This is a genomic window from Sphingomonas rosea (genome assembly GCF_039538065.1).
Lineage (GTDB): Bacteria > Pseudomonadota > Alphaproteobacteria > Sphingomonadales > Sphingomonadaceae > Sphingomicrobium > Sphingomicrobium rosea.
In genome coordinates, this window is record NZ_BAABBR010000001.1 from 2,185,236 (window position 1) to 2,207,916 (window position 22,681).

The following is a 22,681-nucleotide window of genomic DNA, read 5'->3' on the forward strand; positions in this document are numbered from 1 at the left end:
CTGCCCACGTTACTATGCCCATGAAGAAGACCGTCCTCGCGCTCGCCACCCTCGCGCTCGCCGCCTGCGCCCCGCCCAACCTCCTGAGTTCGGTCAACCGGCTCGTCCCGGGCGACAATGGGGCGCGCCGCGTGGCCGAGGGCATCACCTTCGCGCCCGCTCAAGGTCTCAAGCTCGACGTCTGGGCCCCGCGCGCCTCGGCGGCGAAGAAGCCCGTCGTCATCTTCCTCTACGGCGGCGGCTGGGTCGCGGGATCGCGCGGCGGCTATGCCTTCGCCGGTTCGGGCTATGCGGGGCAGGGGTTCGTCACCGTCGTCCCCGACTATCGCCTCGTCCCCTCCGTCCGCTTTCCCGCCTTCCTCGAGGACGGCGCGCAGGCGGTGAAATGGACCCGCGAGAACATCGCGCGCTACGGCGGCGACCCGGACCGGATCGCGATCGCGGGCCATAGCGCGGGCGCCTACAATGGCGCGATGCTGGCGCTCGATCCCCACTACTTGCGCGACGCCGGCGTGCCTTCGGGCACGATCAAGGCCGCCGCTCTGCTTTCGGGCCCCTACGACTTCTATCCCTTCACGGAAGCGCGCGGCCGCGATGCGCTCGGCGCCTGGCCGCGCCCGGCCGAGACCCAGCCGATCAATTTCGTCACCCGCGCCGCCCCGCCGATGCTGCTGGCGACCGGCAGCGCCGACGACATCGTCAACCCGCGCAACAGCCGCGCGCTCGCCGCCAGGCTTGCCGCCGCGGGCGTGCCGGTCGAACTCAAGGTCTATCCGGGCAAGAGCCACGTCGATCTCGCCAAGTCGCTCTCGCGCCCGTTCCGCGGCACCACCCCGGCGCTGGCCGACAGCGCGGCCTTCCTCCACCGGGTGCTCGGCCGCTAGGCACGGCGGCGATGACGAACGCGCTTCCCCTCGCCGCGGCATGGCTCGCGGGCGTCAACCTATGGACGCTGTGGCGGTTCTGGAGCGACAAGCAGCGCGCGCGTTCGGGCGAGCGCCGGATCCCCGAGCGCGACCTCCTCGGCCTCGCCCTCCTCGGCGGCACCCCCGCCGCCTTCCTCGCCCGCCACCTCTTCCGCCACAAGACGCGGAAAGAGCCGTTTTCCACGCGGCTACGGCTGATCGCGCTGGTGCAAGCGGGCCTAGCGATCGGGCTGGCGGCGGCCTTCGCCTGACCCTTGCGTCGCAGACCCGTGCCTAGCAAGATGCACAGCTTCGACGGGCGAAGAGGGCGGAAATATGCTGGTCCTGATGTTCCTGGCGCAGGCCGCGCAGCCGCTCACGGACGAGCAGTTCCGCGCATGCCGATCGACCAACGTCATGATGGGCGCGGCTCTCCCGGCTTATTGCCCGCGCGAGAAGGTGGTCAGCCAAGTGCCGCAGATGACCGACACCAATCGCAACTGGTTCTGCTTCGTTCGGACAGACGGGCGGGGATGGCTAATTTCCGATGTCGTCGTCAGCCGAGAGAACCGGGTAGCAATCGAGCAGCGCTTCTCTAGTGCCATGCGGTCGTCAGGCTTTGTGATTTCGACGGCGCGGTGTCAGTCGAGCGAGGACCGGGTCGTGGTGGAGCGATGGCGCCAGGACCGGACGCAGATCCTCGTGAACAGCCAGGAACAGGTTCTGCGAATGCCGTTCCGTTGAAGCAAAACGGCTTTCGCGCTCAGGCCGAGCGGCCGAACACCCGCTGGAAGATCGTGTCGACCTGCCGGAAGTGATAGCCGAGGTCGAAGCTCTCCTCGAGCTTTACCGGGCTCAGCACCGCGGTCACCTCGGGATCGGCCTTGAGGAGGTCGAGGAGCGACAGCGCGCCATCGCTCTCCCATACCTTCATCGCGTTGCGCTGGACCTTGGCATAGGCGTCCTCGCGGGAAAGCCCGGCCTGCGTCAGCGCCAGCAGCACCCGCTGCGAGTGGACCAGCCCGCCCATCCGGTCGAGGTTCTTCTGCATCCGCTCCGGATAGACGAGCAGCTTGTCCATGACGCCCGTCAGCCGCGCCAGCGCGAAGTCGAGGGTGATGGTCGCGTCGGGGCCGATGAAGCGCTCGACGCTCGAATGGCTGATGTCCCGCTCGTGCCACAGCGCGACATTCTCCAGCGCGGGCACGACCGCCGAGCGGACCAGCCGGGCGAGGCCGGTGAGGTTCTCGGTCAGCACGGGATTGCGCTTGTGCGGCATCGCGCTCGAACCCTTCTGGCCGGGCGAGAAATATTCCTCCGCCTCCAGGACCTCGGTCCGCTGGAGGTGGCGCACTTCGGTCGCCAGCCGCTCGATGCTGCTCGCGATGACGCCCAGCGTCGCGAAGAACATCGCGTGGCGGTCGCGCGGGATGACCTGGGTCGAGGTCGGTTCGGGGGTGAGGCCGAGGCGCTTGGCCACATGCTCCTCGACCCGGGGGTCGATGTTGGCGAAGGTCCCGACCGCCCCCGAGATGGCGCAGGTCGCGATCTCTTCGCGGGCCGCCGCGAGCCGCTTCCGGTTGCGCGCGAACTCGGCATGCGCCTGCGCGAGCTTGAGGCCGAAGGTGACCGGCTCGGCGTGGATGCCGTGGCTCCGGCCGATCGTCGGGGTGAGCTTGTGCTCGAAGGCGCGGCGCTCGAGCACGGCGAGCAGTTCGTCGAGGTCGGCGAGCAGGATGTCGGCGGCCTGGGCGAGCTGGACGTTCAGCGCGGTGTCGAGGACGTCGCTGCTGGTCATGCCCTGATGGAGCCAGCGCCGCTCGGGCCCGAGCTTTTCGCCGGCCCAGGTCAGGAAGGCGATGACGTCATGCTTGGTGACCGCCTCGATCGCGTCGATCGCGGGCACGTCGACCGGCTCGATCGCCTCGCGCGCGGCGAGGATCTTTTGGGCGTCGTCGGCGGGGATCATGCCGATCTCGCCCATCGCCTCGGCGGCAAAGACTTCGATGTCCCACCAGATCTTGAAGCGGTTTTCGGCCGCCCAGATGGCGGTCATGGCGGGGCGGGAATAGCGGGGGACCATGGCGCGGGCGGCTAGCAGGGGCGCCGCCCGAGCGCAATTCTAGCGGAGGTCGACCTGCGCTCCGCGCTGGAACAGGATCCCGACTTCCTCGAGGTCGAGGTCGCGCTCGAGGTCGTGGAGCACCTCGTCCTCGATCCGGCCCTCGCGGTGCAGGCGGATGAGCTCGGCGCGGCCCGCTGCGATGGCGGCGAGCAGCACCTCGAAGTGCGACTGGATGCCGTCCATGAAGCCGTCGGGCTCGGCGGCATAGCGGTCGGTGGCGCGGGCCCGGCCGCGGAGCTGATCGAGGAGCTGGGGATGGATGAGCTGGCCGTCGGCGTCATAGGCGCGGGCCTCGGCGGCGGCGAGCTTGGCGTGGGCGACGGCGGCCTCGGCTTCGGGCAGGCTGACCTGGGGCGGGGGGTCGGTGTCACGCGGCTTCACCAGCCGGATCAGCAGCCCCAGCGTCCCGCCCTGGAGAATCACGGTGACGAGGATCGCGGCAAAGGCAGTGATCTGCAGGAAGTCTCGGCCCGGGAAAGCCGCCGGGAGGGTCAGCGCGGCGGCGAGGGTGACGACCCCCCGCATGCCGGTCCAGGCCATGACGGTCGCCTGGGCGGGCCCGAGCGGGCGGGCCACCTTGAGACCGAGCTTGCGCAGCGCCGTCAGCACGCCCTCGCTCCCGAACACCCACAGGAAGCGGGCGACAAGGATGGCGGCGAGGACGCACAGCACCGGTCCGCTCATCGTCGAGACCACTTCCTGCAGCCCGCCGGCCCGGTCGACGATCGCGCGGAGCTGGAAGCCGATCAGGATGAAGACGAGGGCTTCGAGGGCAAAGACGGCGGTTCGCCACACCGCCGAGCCCTGGATCCGCACCCGGGCGGGCATGACCACATGCTGGTGCCAGCCGAAGACGAGGCCCGCCGCAACGGTCGCGATGACGCCCGAGACGTGCAGCGCCTCGCCGGCGAGATAGGCGGTCCAGGCGAGCAGCAGGGTGGTGGTGACGATCAGCGTCTGGTCGCGCAGCAGCTTGACCGCGAACACACCGAGGCGGCCGACGACCCAGCCGACCGCCGCGCCGCCGAACGCGAGCATGGCGAAGCTGCCGACCGCGGCGCCCCCCGAGAAGGTTCCGCTCACCGCCGCCGCGACGGCGAAGCGGAACAGGGTGAGGCCAGTCGCGTCGTTGAGCAGGCTCTCGCCTTCGAGCAGGGCCTGCAATCTGCGGGGCAGGGTGACGTGCTGGAGGACGGCGCGGGCCGAGACGGCGTCGGGCGGCGAGACGATCGCGCCTAGGGCGAAACAGGCCGCCCAGGGAAGCTCGGGCAGCAGCATGTGTGCGACTTCGGCGACGATCACCGTGGTGAAGACCACCGCACCGACCGCGAGGCCGATGATCCCGGGAAGGTGCCGGCGAAAGCGCCCGAAGGCGGTGTAATAGGCGCCCTCGAAGAGGAGCGGGGGCAGGAACAGGACGAGGGCCAGTTCGGGGTCGAAGCTGACCTGCGGGATCCCCGGAATGAAGGCGAGGCCGCCGCCGCCGACCAGCAATGCGGCGGAGGGCGGAAGCCGAAGCTTCAGCGCGAGCGCGTGCAACGCGACCACCGCCGCGAGCAGCAACAGCACCGTTTCGAACGTCGCGACCCCATCCATCGTGGCAGTCATGTCACCGCCGCCGCGACAAAGCGAATCGGCCTAGGCCGCCTGCTGCTGTTCGAGCTGCTCGCTGAGCTCGAGCCAGCGCGCTTCGGCGGCTTCGAGCGCGGCCGCGACCTTGGCCCGGCGCTGCGACAATTCGCCCATCGACAGCCTGGCGAGCGCAGGCTCGGCGGCCTTGGGGTCGAACATCGCGCGGTCGAGGGCGGAGCGCTGCTCGGCGAGCCTCAGGCTCTCCTGCTCGGCCTCGCTCGCCGCCTTGCGCAGCGCCTTGGCGTCCTCGCGGGCCTTGGCGCCCTTCGCGGCCTTGGGCTTGGCTTCGGCCTTGGGCTGGTTCCGGCCAAGGACGAAGTCGATGTAATCCTCGATGCTGCCGGCATAATCGACCGCGCGGCCGTCATCGACCAGCACCAGCCGGTCGGCGGTCAGCTCGACCATGTGGCGGTCGTGGCTGATCAGGATCACCGCGCCGTCATAGTCGTTCAGCGCCTGGACCAGCGCCTCGCGGGCATCGACGTCGAGGTGGTTGGTCGGCTCGTCGAGGATGAGGAGATGCGGCGCCTCGCGGGTGATGAGCGCCAGCGCCAGCCGCGCGCGCTCGCCGCCCGAAAGCTTGGAGGTGACGGTGGTCGCCTTGTCGCCCGAGAAGCCGAATCGCCCGAGCTGCGCACGGACCGCGGCGGGGCTGTGGCCTTCCATCGCGCGGCTCATGTGCTGGAGCGGCGTGTCGTCGCCGTGCAGTTCCTCCACCTGATACTGGGTGAAATAGCCGACCCGCATCTTGCCGGTGGCGGCCATCGACCCTTCCATCGGCGCCAGCTGCGCGGCGATCAGGCGGGCGAGCGTGGTCTTGCCGTTGCCGTTGCGACCGAGCAGCGCGATCCGGTCGTCGGGATCGATGCGCAGGTTGAGCTTCCGCAGGATGGGCGTGTCGCCGTAGCCGACCGCCGCCATCTCGAGCGTGATCAGCGGGGGCTTGAGTTCGGTCGGCGACGGGAAGGCGAAGCTGAGCGAAGGATCGTCGGCCATCGCCGCGATCGGCTGCATCTTGGCCAGCATCTTGGCGCGGCTCTGGGCCTGCTTGGCGGTCGAGGCGCGGGCCGAGTTGCGGGCGATATAGTCCTGCAGGCGGGCGCGCTGCGCGTCCTGGCTGGCCTTGGCCGCGGCCAGCTGCGCCGCGCGCTCGGCCCGCTGGCGCTCGAAATCGTCATAGCCGCCGGCATATTGCGCCAGCCGCCCGCCCTCGACGTGGAGGATGGTATCGACCACGTTGTTGAGGAGGTCGCGCTCGTGGCTGATGACGACCAGCGTGCCGGCATAATCCTTGAGGAAATTCTCGAGCCACAGCGTCGCTTCGAGGTCGAGGTGGTTCGACGGCTCGTCGAGGAGCAGGATGTCGGGCTCGGAGAAGAGCAACGCGGCGAGCGCGACGCGCATCTTCCAGCCGCCCGAATAGCTGTCGAGCGGGCGGGCCTGCATCTCCTCGTCGAAGCCGAGGCCGAGCAGAATCTTCGAGGCCCGCGAGGGCGCGCCATAGGCGTCGATCGCGAGGAGCCGCTCGTGGACGTCGCCGAGGCGGTCCATGTCGCTATAATCCTCGGCCGCGATCATCAGCTCGGCGCGCTCGGTGTCCGCGGCGAGCACGGTCTCGAACGGGGTCGCGTCGCCGCTCGGGGCTTCCTGCGCGATATAGCCGAGGCGGGTGCGCTTGGGCATCTCGATCTCGCCCTCGTCGGCTTCGAGCTGGCCGATCATCACCTTCATCAGCGTCGACTTGCCCGCGCCGTTGCGGCCGATCAGCCCGACGCGGCTCTTCGGGCGAATCGTCGCGGTGGCGCGGTCGAGGATCGTCCGCCCGCCAAGGCGCACCGTGATTCCGTTGATGGTCAGCATGGCCGCGCGCTTACACGCGAAGCGCGGCGAAAGCGAGGCAGGCTACATCAGCCCCATCGCCCGAAGGCTCGAACGCCCCTGGGCGCCGACGATGACATGGTCGTGGACGGTGATCTTCATGTGGCGCCCGGCCTCGACGATGTCGCGGGTCAGGCGGATGTCCTGCTTGGAAGGGGTGGGGTCGCCGCTGGGGTGATTGTGGACGAGGATGATCGCGGTGGCGCCAAGCGCGATCGCACGGGCGATGACCTCGCGGACATGGACTGAAGCCTCGTCGACCGAGCCGCGCCACATCGCCTCGTTGGCGATCAGCACGTTTTTCGCGTTGAGGAAGAGCACCCGCACTTCCTCGATGGTCGAGTGGCTCATCGCGGCTTGCAGATAGTCGCCGAGCGCGTCCCAGCTCGAGAGCAGGGGTCGGCCTTCCATCCGCGTTTCGAGGAGGCGCAGGGCGGTCGCACGGGCGATGGCGAGCGCGCCGATGACTCCATCGCTGAGACCCTCGCGGCGAAGCACTTCGGCGGGCGCTTCTAGGAGAGGCCCGAGCCCGCCGAACTGCGCGATCAACTGCTTGGCGAGCGGCTTGGTGTCGCGGCGGGGGATGGCGAGGGCGAGCAGATATTCGACCAGTTCGTGGTCGAGCAATGCGTCGCCGCCGCCCTCCAGCAGCCGATGCCGAAGGCGCGCGCGATGCCCATCGGCGCCATTCGGCTTGTCGCCCATGAATGAGAGGCTATGCCGTGCCCACGCGAAGCGCAACATGTCGGTTGCGGAACGGTGCGCGGGACGAATGGTTAGAACGGGTTAGTGGCCGACGAAACGATCGCCAGTGCAGGTTCCAGCGACTCCGAGGCCATTGTGGTTCGACGGCGCCGTTCGGTCGCGCGCCTGCTCGGCCTTGCGATCATCACGCTGCTCGTCGTGCTGGTCGTCGCGGCCATTGTCCTGTGGAGCCAGCGCCGCCCGATCGCCTCGAACATCCTCGAGCGCGAGCTCAGCCGGCGCGGGGTCCAGGCCAGCTTCAAGCTCGACCGGATCGGGCTTCGCACCCAGCAGGTGTCGAACCTCGTCATCGGCGATCCCAAGGATCCCGACCTCACCGCCCGGCTCGCGCAGATCCAGATGCGGATCAAGTGGAACGGGCAGGTCGAATTCTACCGGGTCGTCGCGCGCGGGGTCCGGCTGAAGGGCAAGGTGATCGGCCGCCGGGTGAGCTGGGGGCAAGTCGACAAGCTACTTCCGCCGCCCTCGGGGAAGCCGTTCTCGCTCCCCGACATCAGCGTCGACCTTGCCGACACCTCGATCGCGGTCGCGACCCCGATGGGGCCGATCGGGGTGGCGATCGAGGGCGCGGGCAACCTCACCGGCGGGTTCAGGGGTCGGCTCGCGGCTGCCTCTCCGGGCCTCGACGCCGGTCGCTGCACGCTGACGGGGATGCGCGCGGCGCTCGGCGTGTCGGTCGCGGCGAGGCGACCCCAGGTGAGCGGGCCGCTCAGCGCCGCGAGCTTCGTCTGTCCGACCAGCAACATCGCCATCGCAAGCCCGCGCTTCGACATCGACAGCCAGTTCTCCGAAGGCTTCGACCGCTTCGTCGGCAAGGGAAGGATGAGCGCGGCGGCGCTCCGGGCCGGGGTCAACCGGCTCGACCGTTTCAATGCCGAGCTGACCTTCGGCGGCACCCCGACGCGGGCGCTGGGCAAGATTCGTCTCGCTGCGGCGGGGGCGAGCATGGCGCAGCTCACCGCCGACCGGACCAGGCTCGACGGCAGCTATCTGCTCAACGCCAACAAGGGCCATCTCACCCTCGTTGCCGATTACGCGGCCGAGGGGGTCGACCTCGCTGACAATCTGACGAGCGGAATCACCGGCGCGCTCGCCGGCGCCAACGACACGCCGCTCGAACCCATCACCGAAGCGATCCGCCAGGCCGCACAGCGCGCGACCCGGGCCATGAACGCGCAAGGCTCGCTCCGGCTGGTCAATTTCGCCGGCGGCGGCGCGGTGCGGGTCGAATCGGCCAACGTCCGCAGCGCATCGGGCGCGCGGATCGCGGTCGGTGGCGGCGATGGGATTACGTATTACTGGCCGACCAACAAGCTTCGGATCGACGGTCGGATCCGGACTGCGGGCGGCGGCCTTCCGAACGCCGACCTCGCGCTCCGGATGCCGCGCGGCGGCGGGCCGATGAGCGGGCGCCTGGTGATGCAGCCTTATGCCGCCGGCGGCGCCCGCCTGGCGCTCGCCCCGGTCCAGTTCAATGCGCTGGCCAATGGCGCGACCCGGATCGACACGGTGGCGCTGCTCGACGGCCCCATTTCGGGCGGGCGGGTGACGGGGCTCCGGATCCCGGTCAACGGCACTGTGGGGCCGGGCGGCGCGCTTGCCTTCGGCCGCGGCTGCGTACCGCTGTCGGCGACATCGCTGACGCTTGGCGCGCTGCAGCTCGGCCGGACGCAGATCCCGGTCTGCGCGACGGGGCAGGCGATCGTCTTCCGCCAGCCCGACGGGGATGTCGCGGTCCGCGCCTACAGCCGCAACGTCGCGCTCAACGGGCGGCTCGGCAAATCGCCGTTCGGCCTGCTGGTCGACCGCGCGGCGATGACCGGCTCGCGCGGGTTCGACCTCCTTGGCGTGCGCGCCCGCCTCGGCAATCCCGAGGCGCCGATCCTGCTCAACGCGCGGGCGCTCCAGGGCACCTTCCAGGGCAGCGGGATCAGCGGTCGCTTCCAGAATGCCGACGCCACCATCGGCCGCGTGCCGATCAAGCTGACCGACATCGACGGCCGTTGGCTCTATTACCGGAACCGGCTCAGCGTGAACGGCGCGGCCACCGCCAACGACATCGGGGCCGAGCCGCCGCGCTTCTATCCGCTGCGCTCGACCGACATGCAGTTCAGCCTCGCCGGCAACGACATCCGCGCGAGCGGGGCGCTGCGCCATCCCGGCACCGGCGCGCTCGTCACCAAGGTCGACATCCGCCACGATCTCGGCAGCGGCAACGGCTCCGCCAACCTCGACGTGCCGGGCCTCGTCTTCACCCAGAACGGCCTTCAGCCCGAGATGATCACGCGCCTGACCGAAGGTGTCGTCGCCCTCGTCAACGGCACGGTCACGGGGCAGGGGCGGATCGCGTGGAACGGCACCGGCGAGGTCACCTCGACCGGCGAATTCTCGACCAGCGGCATGGACCTCGCGGCCGCCTTCGGCCCGGTGACGGGGCTCAACGGCACGATCCGCTTCACCGATCTCCTCGGCCTCACCACCGCGCCCGGCCAGACGCTCAACGTCGCCACGATCAACCCCGGCATCCTGGTCGAGAACGGGGTCATCACCTATCAATTGCTCCCGGGCCAGCTGGTCCGGATCCAGGCCGGGCGCTGGCCCTTCATGGGCGGCGAGCTGGTGCTTCGCGAGACCGTCCTCAATCTCGGCCGCCCGAGCGCCAAGCGGCTGACCTTCGAGGTCCACGACCTCGACGCCAACATGTTCGTGAAGAGCTTCGGCTTCAACGAGATCAGCGCCGAGGGCCGCTTCGACGGCGTGCTGCCGATGATCTTCGACGAGAATGGCGGGCGGATCGTCGGCGGGCGGCTCGACAGCCGGGCGCCGGGCGGGCGGCTCGCCTATACCGGCGTGGTCAACAAGGCGAACCTCGGCACCGCGGGCAACCTCGCCTTCCATGCGCTGAGGGACCTGCGCTTCCGTTCGATGATCATCCGCCTCGACGGCGACCTCGCGGGCGAATTCGGCACGACCCTGGTGATTGACGGGGTCGGGCTCGCCGGGACCAACGGGACGCAGAAGCTGATCAGCCGCTTCGTCGGCAAGATCCCGCTGAAGTTCAACGTCTCGATCAAGGGCCCATTCCGCGCCTTGATCGCCACCGCCAAGTCGATGCGCGATCCGCGCACGCTGATCGACAGCACGCTCGACCGTCCGCTCGAGGGCCGCCCCGGCATCGTCACCGAGGTCCGGCGCCGCGAGGAAGACAGCACGCAAACCCAGACGCCCGTCGTCGAACAGATCACCCCAGCGAGGTAAGACCCATGCCCAAGCGCTCCCTCTTGATCGCCGCGCCGCTGGCCGCCGGGCTCGCCGGCTGCGTCAATCTGAAGACGCCGGAGAAGCCGATCGAGATCAACCTCAACGTCGTCATCCGCCAGGAGGTGCTGGTCCGGATGCAGCGCGACGTCGACACGCTGATCAACAGCAATCCGCAGGCGTTTCCGCAGCAGCCGGCGACCCCGGCCAAGCCGTCGGGCCAGTGATGCTTCGCTGGATCGGCGCGGCGGCGCTTGTGGTGGCAGGGGCAGCCGCGGCGCAGACCGCCTATTTCGGTGCGCGGGGTGCAGGGCAGGTGGGCGAGCGCTTCGACGGTTATCTCGGCTATTCGCTGGTGCAGCCGAGCCCGCAGGCGCGGGCCCAGACCGAAGCGATCAACATCCGCCGCCGCTCGCTTTACTCGGACCTTGCCCAGCGCCGCGGCGTCAGCCCGCAGGAAGTCGGCATCACGGCGGGCTGTACGCTCCTTGCGCGCGTGGCAGTCGGCGAAAGCTATCTGCTGAGCGACGGACAGTGGCGGCGCCGCGCGGCGGGCCAGCCGGCGCCCGTGCCCGATTATTGCACCGGCGGCTGAGCCTTGAAGTCGGCGCGATAGCCCGGCTTCAGGCGACCGATCATGGTCGCGGTGATCGGAAGGCTGATCTCATAACCGCCCTCGGCATAGGGGCCGGCGACGTAAGGGTCGGCGAGCACGTCGACATGGTCGAAGCGCCCGTCCTTGTCCTTGTCGGCGAGCGCCACGGTCAGTTCCTTGAGCTGCGGGCATTGCGCCGGCCAATCGGCGCGTTTCACCGGTTCCTGCCGCCGCTTGGCGCGCTCGCGGTCGAGCAGCACGCAGAACGGCTGGCGGATCGCGCCGTCCCAGCTCTGCCTCGGTGACAGCAAGTTCGCATAAGTGATGTCGCGGCCGAGGCGGCGTTCCCACAGCAGGGCCTTGGTGCCGCTGTTAGGATGCGCTCCGCCGGTATAAGCGGCGGTCGCGTTGACCAGCGACAATAGCTGCCGGCTCTGGCCGTAGAGTTCATACTGCCGCGAGAAATCGAGGCCGTTGAAATCGAGCTTCTGCTCGGCACGGAACGCCTTTTCGCCCGCGACCAGGTCCATCATCCGCTTTTTCTGCGCAGCGGCGTCGGCGCGGAAGCGGCGCGAAAGGGCGGGGACCGCTTCGGCCTCGCGCGGCCAGCCATAAGCGAAGGACAGGCCGTCACGGTCGGAGGTGATGGCGACGGCGCCCGCAGGCGGCGCGGCGGCGAGGAGTAGGGCAGCGATGATCATGGACAGGAATGTAACCCAAGCCACCTGAACGCGACAGATGCGGCCTCGCCCGGTTGACCTCGCGCCCCGCCCTGCTAAAGGGGCCGCGCCTTGGCGGGCAGTCGGCCGCCATGTCCCTTGCCTTACGCGATGATCGAGCGACGTCCACGCCGCCCGGCCACGCACATGGAGAGTTGGTCATGGTCGAAGACAGCCCGGGGCAGGACGGAAAGCCTTCGTCCGACGCGCGGTTCGACAGTCTCGAGAAGAGGGTGGCGGAAGCGCAGCGGAAGGAGGCGATCAGGTTAGGACAGAAGCCGCCCGCGGATGCCAATGAGCAGCTCGGGAACCGGGTTCTCGCCACCCTGATCGGCGGACTGCTCGGTGGCACGCTGATCGGCTGGGCGCTCGACCGCCTGCTGGGCACGTGGCCGATGTTCTTCATTGCGCTGATGGTGCTCGGCACCGCCAGTGGCTTCTGGAGCATCATCAAGATGTCGAACGCAAACGCGAAGAAGGACCGCTAAGTGGCCGCCGAATCGGGCAAGATCGATCCGATGCACCAGTTCCAGGTCGAACCCCTGTTCGGCCATGACTGGCAAATCGCGGGCCATTCGATCGCCTTCACCAACAGTTCCCTGTGGATGCTGTTCACGCTCGCCGTCATCTGGCTCTTCATGCTGGGCGGCATGCGCCGCGAGCTCGTTCCGGGCCGCTGGCAGGTCGCGGTCGAGGGCGTCACCAACTTCATCACGAGCATGATGGAAACGAACATCGGTCCGCAGGGCCGCAAGTTCGTGCCCTACGTCTTCTCGATCTTCATGTTCATCCTCGTCGCCAACCTCCTCGGCATGGCGCCGCTCGGGCTGATCCCGGGCGTTCACCCCTTCACCGTCACCAGCCACCTGACCGTCACGGCGGTGCTGGCGATCGTCTCGTTCGCGATCGTGCTGATCGTCGGCTTTGCCAAGCACGGCTTCCACTTCTTCAGCCTGTTCGTGCCGCACGGCGCGCCGTGGTGGATGATGCCGATCCTGATCCCGGTCGAGTTCGTTTCCTTCATGGTCCGTCCGTTCAGCCTCGCGCTGCGACTGTTCGTGGCGATGACCGCGGGCCACATCCTCCTGAAGGTGCTGGCCGGCTTCGTGATCAACGGCCTCAACGCGGAGGCCCTGTGGGTCGCCCCGGTGGTCAGCCTGCCGAGCCTCGTCCTGATGATCGGGATCAGCGCGCTCGAGCTGCTGGTCGCCGCGATCCAGGCCTATGTCTTCGCCCTGTTGACGAGCCTCTATCTCAACGACGCGATCAACCTTCACTAACCTCACCAACAAGATACAAACGGGAGTAAAGAACATGGACGCAGAAGCCGCAAAGCTGCTCGGTGCCGGTCTCGCCGCCATTGGCGTCGGCATGGCCGCCCTCGGCGTGGGTAACGTCTTCGGCTCGTTCCTCGAGAGCGCGCTTCGCAACCCGGCTGCCGCCGACAGCCAGCAGGGCCGCCTGTTCATCGGCTTCGCCGCCGCCGAGCTTCTCGGCCTGCTGGCGTTCGTCGTGGCGATGATCCTGCTGTTCGTCGCCTAACCACCTGAAAGACTGAGGTCGGCCAGTGCCGCAAATCGCGCAAATCTCGGAGATCTTCGCATCGCAGCTGTTCTGGCTGACGATCACCTTCGGGTTCATCTTCCTCGTCGTGGGCCTCGGCATGGTGCCGAAGATCCAGGGCACGGTCGATGCGCGCGACGCGCGGATCGCGGCCGACCTCGCAACTGCCGCCAGCGCCCGCGAGACCGCGGACAAGCTGGAGGCGGATCACAAGGCCGCGCTCGAGAAGAGCCGGGCCGAGGCCGCCAAGGTCGCGGTCGATGCCAAGGCTGCGGCCGCGCAAGCGACCGAGGTCCGGGTCAAGGCCGCCGACACCGCGGCCCAGGCCAGGGTCGAGGAAGCCATGCGCCGAATCGGCGAGGCTCGTTCCTCGGCGCAGGCCGAAATCGAGAGCGTCGCGGCCGACGCGGCGATCGCGATGGTCGGCCGTGTTGCTGGCCTCAATGTCGACGAGGGCACTGCCCGCGCTGCCGTCCAGCAGGAGCTCGTCCGTGGCTGACAACATCCAGGAAACCACCCACACCGAGGTCGAGGCCGGCGCCGAACATCACGTCGACCCGAGCGCGCTCGGGTTCGATGCGACCATGCTGGTCGGTCTCGCGATGGCGATCGTCGTCGCGCTGATGCTGTGGAAGAAGGTGCCCGGCGCCATCGGCCGCGCGCTCGACGGCAAGATCGCCGCGATCAAGTCGCAGCTCGACGAGGCCGCAGCGCTGCGCGCCGAGGCCGAGCAGATCAAGGCCGACTATGAAGCCAAGATCGCGGCGTCCGAGAGTGAGGCGAAGGCCATGCTCGACCGCGCCGCGCACGAGGCCGAAGCGATCCGCGCCAAGGCCGAGACCGACGCCGCCGCGCTGGTCGAGCGCCGCACCCGCATGGCCGAGGACAAGATCGCGGCCGAAGAGCGGAGCGCCCTCGAAGCCCTCCGCGCCACCGCCGCCGACGCTGCCGCCAAGGCCGCTGCCCGGATCATCGCGGACAGGCATGACGCCGGTGCCGACAAGGCGCTCATCGACCAGGCGATCGCCGGCATCCGCTAAGCGCTTTTCTCGGGACATGAAACAGGCCGCTGGAGCGATCCGGCGGCCTTTTTCGTGGGTTTCGCCCTGGCCACGAACGTTCCGCGGTGAACGCCTCGGCGATCGAGCCGGTCGGTCATTGTCTGTGCATCTGGCGGACGCTAGGGGAGGCGGCGTTGGGGAGTAGCTAACGGCCGCCAATGGCCGGCCCCGCGTCAACACACTCGCGCATTTTCGCGCGTGGCGCGGAGGAGCGGCCATGCCGCCTTGCGAGACCAGCCCGTCCAGTCGCTCACCGAGGCGCGGCGAGGACCGGCTGTGCCTTGCTCGGTGGAGTTCAGTGAAATGACCCCTCTCGCCATTGCCGGACTTTCCTTCAGCATGTCCGCGGATGCCTGCGCCGCCGCCATCGGCCAGGGCGCCGTGCGCAAGCCGACGTTCGAGCAGGCCATTCGCTCGGGTGCGGTATTTGGCGCGATCGAAGCCATCACGCCGTTGATCGGTTGGGTGCTCGGTACGGTCGCGGCAGGGTTCATCACGGGGATCGACCACTGGATCGCCTTCGGCCTGCTCGGCGGCGTCGGCGGCAAGATGCTCTGGGAAGGCGCCCTGAAGAGCCTCGGCCGAAGGGAAGCGGCGGTCGATGACGAGGCTGTCGCGACACCCGGTCGACAAGGTACGCGAACCCTCGTCCTCACCGCGATCGGAACGAGCATCGATGCTGCCGCCGTCGGCGTCACGCTTGCCTTCCTCGAGGTCAACATCCTCCTCGTGGCGCTTGCGATCGGAGCGACGACTTTCCTGCTCACCACCGCCGGCCTGCTGCTCGGAGGCGTGCTTGGACGACGCTTTGGCGGGTGGGTGGAGATGTTCGGTGGTCTCGTGCTGATGACCATCGGGACGATCATCCTGCTGGAGCATACGGGCGTGATCTAGCCCGCTGTCAGCCGCCGTTCAGCCGGGTCGGCGCAGCTTCGACGTCGCAGTTCGGGAGAGTGCGATGCGCCATATCCTCTTGCTTGCGAGCCTCGTTCTCTTGCCGGTCGCCGTCACAGCGGCACCCGCAGCCGAGACGGTCGTCACGCTCAGCAACTTTAATTTCGCGCCGTCGGAGATCGCACTCCATGCGGGTGTTCCGACCGTGCTCCGGCTGACGAACAGCGGCGGCGGCGGACACAGCTTTGCGGCCCCCGCATTCTTCGCGGCGGCGCGTCTTGATCCCTCTTCGGCGCCGTTGGTCCACGAAGGGAAAGTCGAGATTCCCGGCCATTCGACGGTGAGCATCGCGCTCACGCCGACCGCGGGCCGCTATCCGCTGCGATGCTCGCACACGCTGCACGGAGCCTTTGGCATGAAGGGCGTGATCACGGTCAGCTGACCGCCGCGGTCCGCTTAAGGAACGTTCTCAGTCAGCAGGTCGTAGGTCGCGACCAGTTCGTCCTTCTGGTTGAAGATCTCGACCGCCCAGCGGACGACGCCCGTGTCCTCGCTCTTGAGGCTCTTCGAGCGGACGGTGAGCTCGACCCGCATCGAATCGCCCGGATAGAGCGGGGTGAGGAAGCGCAAATTCTCGAGGCCGGTATTGGCGAGGACGGGACCGGGGGCGGGGTCGACGAACAGCCCCGCGGCAAAGCTCAGGATGAGATAGCCGTGGGCGACCCGGCCCTCGAAGATCGGCGAGGCCTTGGCGGCTTCCTCGTCCATGTGGGCGTAGAAGGTGTCGCCGGTGAAGTGGGCGAAATGTTCGATGTCCTCGATCGTCACCGTGCGGCTGGCGGTGCAGAGGGTGTCGCCGATGGTGAGCTCGCTCATCCGCTTGCGGAAGGGATGGCCCTCGACGAAGCGCTTGGGCGCGCCCGGGATATATTGCTCGGTCACCGCCGCGATCATTGCGGGCGAGCCCTGGAGTGCGGTGCGCTGCATGTAATGGGCGACGCCGCGGACGCCGCCCATCTCTTCGCCGCCACCGGCGCGGCCCGGGCCGCCGTGGACGAGGACGGGAAGGGGGGAGCCGTGGCCGGTCGAATCCTTGCCGCTGGTCCGGTCGATGACGAGCATCCGCCCGTGATAGGCACCCGCGCCCGCGATGAAGTCGCGCGCCGCCTCGCCCTTATGGGTGAAGAGCGAGAGGGCGAGGCTGCCCATGCCGCGGTTGGCGAGCTTCACCGCGTCGGCGAGATCGGCATAGGGCATGAGGGTAGCGATGGGGCCGAACGGCTCGACGTCATGCGCGGCGGCGCAGGCCCAGGGATCGTCGGCGCGGAGCAGCACGGGGGCCATGAAGGCACCGCCGTCGGGGCCGGTCCGGCCGTCGGGATCGCCCGCCGCGACGCGCGCGCCGCCCGCCGTGATCGCGGCCACGGCCTCGCGGACGCTGGTGCGCTGCGCCTGGCTGACGAGCGCGCCCATGCCGGTGCCCTTGTCGCGGGGATCGCCGACGGTGAGAGCGGCGAGCTTGTCCGCGATCGCCCGTTCGACGGCGTCGAGGAAGGGCGCGGGAACCATCGCACGGCGGATGGCGGTGCACTTCTGCCCGGCCTTGACGGTCATCTCGTTGACGACCTCGGCGACGAACAGGTCGAACTCTGGCGTGCCGGGCGCGGCATCGGGGCCGAGGAGCGAGGCGTTCAGGCTGTCCTGCTCGGCGATGAACTTGACGCTTTCGCGCGCGATATTGGGGTGCGAGCGGAGCTTCAGCGCGGTCGCGGCCGAGCCGGTGAAGCTCACCACATCCTGCCCGCCGAGGTGGTCGAACAGGTCGCCGATGCCGCCGACGATCAGTTGCACCGCGCCGGGCGGCAGGATGTTCGCCTCGATCATCACCCGGAAGGCGGCCTCGCACAGCCAGGCGGTGGCGCTGGCGGGTTTCACGATTGCGGGCACGCCGGCGAGCAGGGTCGGGGCGAGTTTCTCGAGCATGCCCCAGATGGGGAAGTTGAAGGCGTTGATGTGGACCGCGACGCCCTGCAGCGGGGTGTAGATGTGCTGGCCGACGAACAGGCCGGACTTCGAGAGCGGCTCAAGCGGTCCGTCAAGGAGGACGCGCGCGTCGGGGAGTTCGCGGCGGCCCTTGGACGAGAAGGAGAGGAGGGTGCCCGCACCGCCCTCGATGTCGATCCAGCCGTCCTTGCGGGTCGCGCCGGTGAGATAGTTGAGTTCGTACAGCTCTTCCTTGCGCGCCATGATGGCGAGGCCGAGCGCCTTCAGCATCCGCGCGCGCTCGTGGAAGGTCATGGCGCGCAGGGCCGGACCGCCGGTGTCGCGGGCGAAGCGGGCCATGGCGCCGAAGTCGAGCCCGCCCGAGCCGGTGGTCGCGACGGGGCTTCCGTCGATCGCGCTCGGCAGTTCGACGAGGCTGGCGGCATCGCCGGGCGTCCACTCACCGCGGGCGTAGTTGAGGAGCTGCGTGGTTTTCATGGGGCTGCTCTAGGACAGGCCTTGGCCGGCGGGAAGCGGGGGCGGTGGCGTTAACCATCGCTCGCAAGACCGTCGTAAGGAGCAGGGCGCATCATCGCGGCCATGTTCCTCGGGCTCGCCCTTGCCGCCGCGACCAGCGCGGTCACGCCGACCTTGCCGCCGCGACAGGTCGATCGCTTCGCCGAGCGGGTGCTCGCGGTGCACAATGCCGCGCGGGCCGAGGTCGGGGCACCGCCGCTCGCCTGGGACGACAGCCTTGCGCGCAGCGCGGCGACCTATGGACCGCGCCTCGCCGCGCTCGGTCGCCTGGTCCACTCCCCGCGAGAGGAGCGTCCCGGCCAGCGCGAGAATCTCGCCATGGACCTCACCTGGCGCGGCACACCCGAGAGCATGACGGGCATGTGGGTCGAGGAAAAGAAACTGTTCGTCCCCGGCCTGTTCCCGGCGGTGACCCGGACCGCCAATTGGGAAGACGTCGCGCATTACACGCAGATGATCTGGAAGGGCACGACGCACGTCGGCTGCGCGACCTATGACGGCGGCGGCTGGACCTATCTCATCTGCCGCTATTCGCCGCCCGGCAACAAGGACGGGAAGCCGGTCCCCTAGCGGCCCTTGTAGGTCGCGGGGCGCTTCTCGAGGAAGGCAGCAACACCTTCGCGATAGTCTTCGGTGAAGCCGAGACGGCGCATTTCATCGCGCTGAAGGTCGAGTTCCTGGTCGAGCGTGCGCTCGCCGCTGGTGCGGATGATCTGCTTGATCGCCGCCAGCCCGAGCGGAGGCAATGAAGCGAGCTTGGTCGCCAGCGCGTCGACCTCGGTGTCGAGCGCCTCGTCTTCGACGCATTTCCAGATGAGCCCCCAATCGGCGGCTTTCTCCGCCGGCAGCGGCTCGGCGGTAATGGCGAGGCCAAGCGCACGCGCCTGGCCGACGAGGCGGGGCAGGTGCCAGCTTCCGCCGCTGTCGGGGATCAGCCCGAGATTGGCGAAGCTCTGGATGAACTTGGCGGAGCGGCCCGCGACGACAAGGTCGCAGGCGAGCGCGATGTTGGCGCCGGCGCCTGCCGCGACGCCGTTGACGCGGGCGATGACCGGCTGCGGCAGGCTCGCCAGGCGGCGGATGACCGGATTCCAGCTCGCCTCGACCGTCTCGCCGAGGTCGACCGCCTGGCCCGGGGTCACCGCGCGGTCGTTGAGGTCCTGACCCGCACAGAATCCGCGTCCGGCGCCGGTCAGGACGATCACGCGCGCGCTGTCGGCGACGCGGTCGAGCGCGGCGCGAAGCTCGCCGTGCATCGCGGCGGTGAAGCTGTTCAACCGGTCCGGGCGGTTGAGCGTGATTCGCGCGATCCCGCCCTCTTCGGCGAGAAGGATGGTGGGCTCGCTCATTCGGTCACCTCGTCGATCAGTCCCTCATCCCGCAGATCGGCGAGCAGCGCACCGACCTCGTCGCGGCACTGATCTTCCTCGACGTCATATTCTAGGCGGAGGCCGGCGACGATCTCGGCGAGGGAACGCGGGCGGTCGAGCAATTGCCAGACCGAGGCAGTCACCCCCTCCATCCCGAAGGCGAAGCCGCGCTCGGCATGAAGGGCGACGACGTCCGCGCCGACCTCGGCCGACATGGCCTGCGGGGAGCGCTGGAAGAGGGTCATGCGGCGACGTCGAACTGGAGGCGGGCGAGACGCGCGTAGAGGCCGCCGCGCGCGGTGAGCGTCGCGTGATTGCCTTCCTCGACGATCCGGCCGTCCTCCATGACGATGATCCGGTCGGCGGCGCGGACGGTCGCGAGACGGTGGGCGATGACGACGGTGGTCCGGCTTTCCATGAGGCGTTCGAGCGCCTGCTGGACCGAGGCCTCGCTCTCGGCGTCGAGCGCGCTGGTGGCTTCGTCGAGCAGGAGCAATGGCGCGTCGCGCAGCAGGGCGCGGGCGATGGCGATGCGCTGCCGCTGGCCGCCGGACAGGCGCGCGCCGCTTTCGCCGAGGAACGTGTCATAGCCTTCGGGGAGCGAGACGATGAAGTCGTGCGCGTTGGCAGCCCTGGCGGCCGCCTCGATCTCGGCCTCGCTCGCGTCCCAGCGGCCGTAGCGGAGGTTGTCGCGTGCGCTGGCGGCGAAGATAACCGTCTCCTGCGGGACCAGCGCGATGCGGTTGCGCAGGTCGCCCGGATCGAGGTCGCGGACGTCGATCCCGTCGAAGGTCACGCGCCCGGCCTGCGGATCGTAAAAGCGCAGCGCGAGCTGGAAAAGCGTCGACTTGCCCGCGCCCGACGGGCCGACCACCGCCACGGTCTCGCCCGGCGCGACCGCGAGGCTGAGATCGTGAAGCGCTTTCTGGTCGGGACGGGTCGGATAGCGAAATTCGACTCCCTCGAAGGCGATCGCACCGCGGGGCGGCTGCGGAAGGGCGACCGGCGCGTCGGGCGCGCGAATCTCGGCCCGGGCGGCGATCAGTTCTGAAAGGCGGCCTGCGGCGCCCGAGGCGCGCAGAAGGTCGCCGTAGATCTCGGACAGGGCGCCGAAGGCCCCGCCGACGAGGAGACCGGTGAAGACGAAGGCCGCGATGTCGCCGCCGGTCATGCGGCCCGCCGCGACGTCGATCGCGCCTTCCCAGATCACCAGCACGATGGCCGAGGTGAACATGCCGATCAGGAGCACGGTCATCACCGCGCGCAGCCGCATCCGGGTCTTGGCGGTGGCGAAGGCCCGCTCGACCGTGTCGGCGAAGCGCTGCTCCTCGCGGCGCTCCTGTCCGAAGGCTTGCACGATCTTCATCGCGCCGAGCACTTCGCTGACGTTGGAGCCGACGTCGGCGATCCGGTCCTGGCTGGCGCGCGAGAGGGTGCGGACCTTGCGGCCGAACAGGATGATCGGGCCGAACAGCAGGGGGATGGCGATCAGCAGGAGCCCGGCGAGCTTGGGGCTGAGCACGAAGAGATAGATGATCCCGCCGACGCCGGTGACGAAGTTGCGGAGCGCCATCGAGACCGAGCTTCCGACCACCTGCTCGAGGACGGCGGTGTCGGCGGTGAGGCGCGAGGCGATCTCGCTCGGGCGGTTCTCCTCGAAGAAACGCGGCGGCAACGTGAGGAGGTTGCGCTGCACCTGGCGGCGCAGGTCGGCCACGGTGCGCTCGCCGATCCACGACACGAAATAGAAGCGCAGGCCCGTCGCGAAGGCGAGCACGATGACGATCATCAGCAGGTAGTGGAACGCCTCGCTGACCGCCGGGGCGTCGACCGCCCCGCGCGAGAAGCCACGGTCGATGATTTCCTTGAAACCGCGCGGGATCGCCAGCGTCGCCGCCGAACTGCAGGCGAGGAAGAACAGCGCCGCGGCGATCCGGCCCGGATAGCGGGCGGCCGCCTTGTAGACGAGCGTGAGGTTGCCGATGCTGCGGCCTTGCGGCTTGTCTTCGGGTGCGGGTGTCGATGCCATCGGGACGCGGACTAGCAGGCGCGGGCACGAGAACAAAGGGGAGGGGTGCCCCGTTTCGTGACGCTCCCGTCACTTGCCAGCGGACCCTTTCCGTCCCATGCCGGTTGACGGCAAAAGGAAGTTATTCGCGCATGCTTTACGACGCTTACGAGGTGCAGCGCAGCTGGCTTGCGGGGGCAAGCCAGTGGGCCAACCTCTCCTCCGACTGGCTGACCAGCACGGCCAATCCGCTGAGCTACAACGGGATGAGCGGGATCGTGGCGGCGAGCCTCGACGTCTTCGCCCATGCCGCCGCCCCGCGTGGCAAGCCGGCGTTCGGGATCGGCGAGACCGTGCTCGAGGGCCGCACCTACAAGGTGCGCGAGGAGATCGTCGACCGGCTGCCGTTCGGGCAACTCAAGCGTTTCGTGAAGGAGGGCGGTCTGGAGGGTCAGCCCAAGCTCCTGATCGTCGCGCCCATGTCGGGCCATTTCGCGACCCTGCTGCGCGGCACGGTCGAGCGGCTGCTGCCGGGGCACGAGGTGTTCATCACCGACTGGCGCGACGCCAAATACGTCTCGCTCAAGGACGGGCATTTCGACCTCGACGACTATATCGACTATCTGATCCGCTGGACTGGAATGATCGGGCCGGGCGCGCACATGCTCGCGGTCTGCCAGCCGAGCGTGCCGGCCTATGCCGCCGTCGCGCTGATGAACGCCGACGACCATCCCGCGACACCGAAGAGCCTGACCATGATGGGCGGGCCGATCGACACGCGCGAGGCGCCGACCGCGGTCAATACGCTGGCGACCGAGCGGCCGCATGCCTGGTTCCAGCAGAATGTCGTCTGCACCGTGCCCAACCTTTATCCGGGCGGCGGGCGCAAGGTCTATCCGGGTTTCCTCCAGCTCGCCGGCTTCATGACCATGAACCTTGGCAGCCACCTCGTCAGCCACTGGGAGATGTTCAAGCATCTGGTGGTCGGCGACGAGGAGAGTGCCGACGCGACCCGCGCTTTCTACGACGAATATCGCTCGGTCGCCGACATGACGGCGGAATTCTACCTTCAGACGGTCGATGTGGTGTTCCAGCGCCATCTGCTTCCCAAGGGCGAGCTGATGCACCGCGGGCGCCGGGTCGATCCGGCGACGATCACCAAGACCGCGCTGCTCGCCATCGAGGGCGAGCGCGATGACATTTCGGGCGTCGGCCAGACCAGGGCGGCGCTCAAGGTCGCCACCGCGCTCAGCCCCGAGATGAAGAAATATCACCTCGCCAAGGGTGTCGGCCATTACGGCATCTTCAACGGCCGCAAGTGGCGCGAGAAGATCGCGCCCGTGGTCGAGCGGTTCATCGCCGATCACGGCTGAGGGCTGGCCACGGGC

24 protein-coding genes are annotated in these 22,681 nt (G+C 68.9%); 15 read left to right on the forward strand and 9 right to left on the reverse strand.

Features of this window, described 5'->3' with window-relative positions; translation table 11 throughout:
• The first annotated feature begins 20 nt into the window (after positions 1–20).
• The 3 genes from ABD693_RS10790 to ABD693_RS10800 all read left to right on the forward strand — a co-directional run bounded on the left by ABD693_RS10790 (position 21) and on the right by ABD693_RS10800 (position 1,649).
• The gene (locus ABD693_RS10790) at positions 21–884 is read left to right on the forward strand and encodes an alpha/beta hydrolase (RefSeq protein WP_344697069.1); all 864 of its coding nucleotides are present in this window, start codon (positions 21–23) and stop codon (positions 882–884) included.
• An 11-nt stretch (positions 885–895) separates the two neighbouring features.
• On the forward strand, positions 896–1,177 hold the full coding sequence (locus ABD693_RS10795) for a DUF1294 domain-containing protein (RefSeq protein WP_344697070.1): 282 nt from the start codon (positions 896–898) through the stop codon (positions 1,175–1,177).
• 64 nt (positions 1,178–1,241) lie between these two features.
• Positions 1,242–1,649, forward strand: coding sequence for a hypothetical protein (locus ABD693_RS10800; RefSeq protein ID WP_344697071.1), 408 nt, complete (start codon positions 1,242–1,244; stop codon positions 1,647–1,649).
• Positions 1,650–1,668: 19 nt separating this feature from the next.
• Here the strand turns inward: ABD693_RS10800 and purB are convergent, their stop codons facing one another.
• From purB to radC, 4 genes are read right to left on the reverse strand one after another with little or no spacing between them, the layout of a single operon-like run.
• Positions 1,669–2,988, reverse strand: a complete 1,320-nt coding sequence (gene purB, locus ABD693_RS10805; protein ID WP_344697072.1) for an adenylosuccinate lyase — start codon at positions 2,986–2,988, stop codon at positions 1,669–1,671.
• 39 nt (positions 2,989–3,027) lie between these two features.
• Positions 3,028–4,638, reverse strand: coding sequence for a Na+/H+ antiporter (locus ABD693_RS10810; RefSeq protein WP_344697073.1), 1,611 nt, complete (start codon positions 4,636–4,638; stop codon positions 3,028–3,030).
• A 30-nt stretch (positions 4,639–4,668) separates the two neighbouring features.
• A complete protein-coding gene (locus ABD693_RS10815) occupies positions 4,669–6,522 on the reverse strand; it encodes an ABC-F family ATP-binding cassette domain-containing protein (protein WP_344697074.1) in 1,854 nt (617 codons plus the stop codon).
• 42 nt (positions 6,523–6,564) lie between these two features.
• The gene (gene radC / locus ABD693_RS10820; RefSeq protein WP_344697075.1) at positions 6,565–7,245 is read right to left on the reverse strand and encodes a RadC family protein; all 681 of its coding nucleotides are present in this window, start codon (positions 7,243–7,245) and stop codon (positions 6,565–6,567) included.
• Positions 7,246–7,380: 135 nt separating this feature from the next.
• On the opposite strand from radC, the gene ABD693_RS10825 reads away from it, so the two are divergent.
• From ABD693_RS10825 to ABD693_RS10835, 3 genes are read left to right on the forward strand one after another with little or no spacing between them, the layout of a single operon-like run.
• Positions 7,381–10,563, forward strand: a complete 3,183-nt coding sequence (locus ABD693_RS10825) for an intermembrane phospholipid transport protein YdbH family protein (RefSeq protein WP_344697076.1) — start codon at positions 7,381–7,383, stop codon at positions 10,561–10,563.
• 5 nt (positions 10,564–10,568) lie between these two features.
• Positions 10,569–10,790 (forward strand): YnbE family lipoprotein, encoded by a 222-nt coding sequence (locus tag ABD693_RS10830; protein ID WP_344697077.1) that lies wholly within the window; start codon positions 10,569–10,571, stop codon positions 10,788–10,790.
• A complete protein-coding gene (locus tag ABD693_RS10835) occupies positions 10,790–11,158 on the forward strand; it encodes a YdbL family probable chaperone protein (RefSeq protein WP_344697079.1) in 369 nt (122 codons plus the stop codon). Before ABD693_RS10830 ends, ABD693_RS10835 begins: the two co-directional genes overlap by 1 nt.
• Here the strand turns inward: ABD693_RS10835 and ABD693_RS10840 are convergent.
• Entirely contained in the window at positions 11,140–11,859 is a 720-nt protein-coding gene (locus ABD693_RS10840; RefSeq protein WP_344697080.1) for a polysaccharide deacetylase family protein, read from the reverse strand. The two genes, ABD693_RS10835 and ABD693_RS10840, sit on opposite strands and share 19 nt — an antisense overlap.
• A gap of 179 nt (positions 11,860–12,038) precedes the next feature.
• Between ABD693_RS10840 and ABD693_RS10845 the strand changes: the two genes are divergently transcribed.
• The 7 genes from ABD693_RS10845 to ABD693_RS10875 all read left to right on the forward strand — a co-directional run bounded on the left by ABD693_RS10845 (position 12,039) and on the right by ABD693_RS10875 (position 15,837).
• Positions 12,039–12,365, forward strand: coding sequence for an AtpZ/AtpI family protein (locus tag ABD693_RS10845; RefSeq protein ID WP_344697081.1), 327 nt, complete (start codon positions 12,039–12,041; stop codon positions 12,363–12,365).
• Positions 12,366–13,157: a F0F1 ATP synthase subunit A gene (locus tag ABD693_RS10850; protein WP_344697082.1), complete on the forward strand. Its 792-nt coding sequence runs from the start codon at positions 12,366–12,368 to the stop codon at positions 13,155–13,157. It abuts the gene before it with no gap.
• Positions 13,158–13,191: 34 nt separating this feature from the next.
• Positions 13,192–13,419: a F0F1 ATP synthase subunit C gene (locus tag ABD693_RS10855; protein ID WP_129383163.1), complete on the forward strand. Its 228-nt coding sequence runs from the start codon at positions 13,192–13,194 to the stop codon at positions 13,417–13,419.
• Between the two features lie 25 nt (positions 13,420–13,444).
• Complete coding sequence (locus ABD693_RS10860) at positions 13,445–13,939, forward strand: F0F1 ATP synthase subunit B family protein (RefSeq protein ID WP_344697083.1); 495 nt, start codon at positions 13,445–13,447, stop codon at positions 13,937–13,939.
• Entirely contained in the window at positions 13,908–14,480 is a 573-nt protein-coding gene (locus ABD693_RS10865) for a F0F1 ATP synthase subunit B family protein (RefSeq protein WP_425567297.1), read from the forward strand. The genes ABD693_RS10860 and ABD693_RS10865 overlap by 32 nt, the downstream gene beginning before the upstream one ends.
• Positions 14,481–14,804: 324 nt before the next feature.
• Complete coding sequence (locus ABD693_RS10870) at positions 14,805–15,395, forward strand: manganese efflux pump MntP (RefSeq protein WP_344697085.1); 591 nt, start codon at positions 14,805–14,807, stop codon at positions 15,393–15,395.
• Positions 15,396–15,459: 64 nt separating this feature from the next.
• Complete coding sequence (locus tag ABD693_RS10875) at positions 15,460–15,837, forward strand: cupredoxin domain-containing protein (protein ID WP_344697086.1); 378 nt, start codon at positions 15,460–15,462, stop codon at positions 15,835–15,837.
• A gap of 14 nt (positions 15,838–15,851) precedes the next feature.
• Here ABD693_RS10875 and paaZ read toward each other — a convergent pair whose 3' ends face one another.
• Positions 15,852–17,876, reverse strand: a complete 2,025-nt coding sequence (paaZ, locus tag ABD693_RS10880; protein ID WP_344697087.1) for a phenylacetic acid degradation bifunctional protein PaaZ — start codon at positions 17,874–17,876, stop codon at positions 15,852–15,854.
• A 102-nt stretch (positions 17,877–17,978) separates the two neighbouring features.
• On the opposite strand from paaZ, the gene ABD693_RS10885 reads away from it, so the two are divergent.
• Complete coding sequence (locus ABD693_RS10885; RefSeq protein WP_344697088.1) at positions 17,979–18,485, forward strand: CAP domain-containing protein; 507 nt, start codon at positions 17,979–17,981, stop codon at positions 18,483–18,485.
• Here ABD693_RS10885 and paaG read toward each other — a convergent pair.
• From paaG to ABD693_RS10900, 3 genes are read right to left on the reverse strand one after another with little or no spacing between them, the layout of a single operon-like run.
• Positions 18,482–19,264, reverse strand: a complete 783-nt coding sequence (paaG, locus tag ABD693_RS10890) for a 2-(1,2-epoxy-1,2-dihydrophenyl)acetyl-CoA isomerase PaaG (RefSeq protein WP_344697089.1) — start codon at positions 19,262–19,264, stop codon at positions 18,482–18,484. The two genes, ABD693_RS10885 and paaG, sit on opposite strands and share 4 nt — an antisense overlap.
• Entirely contained in the window at positions 19,261–19,530 is a 270-nt protein-coding gene (locus tag ABD693_RS10895; protein ID WP_344697090.1) for a PqqD family protein, read from the reverse strand. Before ABD693_RS10895 ends, paaG begins: the two co-directional genes overlap by 4 nt.
• A complete protein-coding gene (locus ABD693_RS10900) occupies positions 19,527–21,314 on the reverse strand; it encodes an ABC transporter transmembrane domain-containing protein (RefSeq protein WP_344697091.1) in 1,788 nt (595 codons plus the stop codon). The genes ABD693_RS10895 and ABD693_RS10900 overlap by 4 nt, the downstream gene beginning before the upstream one ends.
• Positions 21,315–21,445: 131 nt before the next feature.
• Here ABD693_RS10900 and ABD693_RS10905 point away from each other — a divergent pair, with 131 nt between their 5' ends.
• On the forward strand, positions 21,446–22,666 hold the full coding sequence (locus ABD693_RS10905) for a polyhydroxyalkanoate depolymerase (RefSeq protein ID WP_344697092.1): 1,221 nt from the start codon (positions 21,446–21,448) through the stop codon (positions 22,664–22,666).
• The last annotated feature ends 15 nt before the right edge of the window (positions 22,667–22,681 follow it).